At 72.5% G+C, this 1,102-nt stretch carries 2 protein-coding genes; both read right to left on the reverse strand.

Features of this window, described 5'->3' with window-relative positions; all coding sequences use genetic code 11:
• Window positions 1-120: 120 nt before the first annotated feature.
• Entirely contained in the window at window positions 121-915 is a 795-nt protein-coding gene (locus PROKR_RS07475; protein WP_051432763.1) for a sulfite exporter TauE/SafE family protein, read from the reverse strand.
• Window positions 899-1,102, reverse strand: a 204-nt coding sequence (locus tag PROKR_RS07480; RefSeq protein ID WP_036961440.1) for a phosphotransferase-like protein, incomplete at its 5' end; no start/stop codon positions are given. The genes PROKR_RS07475 and PROKR_RS07480, both read right to left, overlap by 17 nt.

Here is a 1,102-nt window from a genome sequence, read left to right on the forward strand (position 1 = left end):
GCTGGCCGGGCTGGCTGGTCGGTAGTTCGGGGTGGTCGGCAGAATGTCAGGTGGTCGGTATTCCGAGCTGCCGACCACCTGACATTCTGCCGACCACCCGGAACTACCGACCACACTTGGCTAGCGCTTCTCCAGCGCCTTGCGGACCTGCTGGGTCAGGGCGAACACGAGCAGTGCGGCGAAGGCGATCGAGGCCACGTTGTCGGGCAGCACCACCGACAGGCTCGCGCCGCCGAACGAGAACACCGACGCGACCAGGCCGATGATCGCCGCCGTCCTGAGGCGCACCAGGCCGTTGCGCGCGTTGACCCAGGTCCCGGAGACGGCGGTCGGGATCATCGCGACCAGCGACGTCCCCTTGGCGAGCGCGGGGGCGAAGTCGAACAGCGCGGACAGTCCCGGCACGGCGATCTGGCCGCCGCCGATGCCGAGCAGGCCCGACGCGATGCCCATGACCAGGCCGAGCCCCACCATCCCCGCGCCGTCGAGCAGGCTGGGGACGCCCTGCGCGGTGTCGACCAGCGGCGGGTCGGCGAACGCGTCGAGCAGGGACCGCACGATGCCCGCCACCAGCACCCCGACGAACAGCCAGCGCAGCAGAGTCTCGGGCACGCGCGCGAGCAGCCGCGCGCCGTAGGCCGCACCGACCACGGAGCCGACGACGAGCAGCCCGGCGGAGACGAGGTCGACCGCCTCGTGCGTCAGGTACGGGATGGACCCAACGATCGCCGCCGGAAGGATCGCCGCCAGCGAGTAGGCGCTCGCGCGGCGCTGCGTCAGCCCGCCGAGCGAGGTCAGGAGCGGCACCATCACGATGCCGCCGCCGAGGCCGAACAGACCGGAGAACGCTCCGCCGACGATCCCGACGAGGACGGCGCGGGGCGGGGTCAGGGAGTCGTCAGTCTGCTCGGTCACCCCGTGATGATCTCAGGTGTGCGGCGATGGTCAGCGCACAGTCCGGCGAGGCGGTGCGCGTGGTGTCCACCTCCAGGTCGTAGGCGACGCCCTGGTGGACGACGTCGGCCTGCTTCGCGGCCATGCCGGGCACCCGGTCGCCGCGGGCCGCCTCGCGCCGCCCGGCCACGACCGGGTCGCACCGCAC

Origin of the sequence: Promicromonospora kroppenstedtii DSM 19349 (assembly GCF_000515355.1) — a bacterium.
Taxonomy (GTDB): domain Bacteria; phylum Actinomycetota; class Actinomycetes; order Actinomycetales; family Cellulomonadaceae; genus Promicromonospora; species Promicromonospora kroppenstedtii.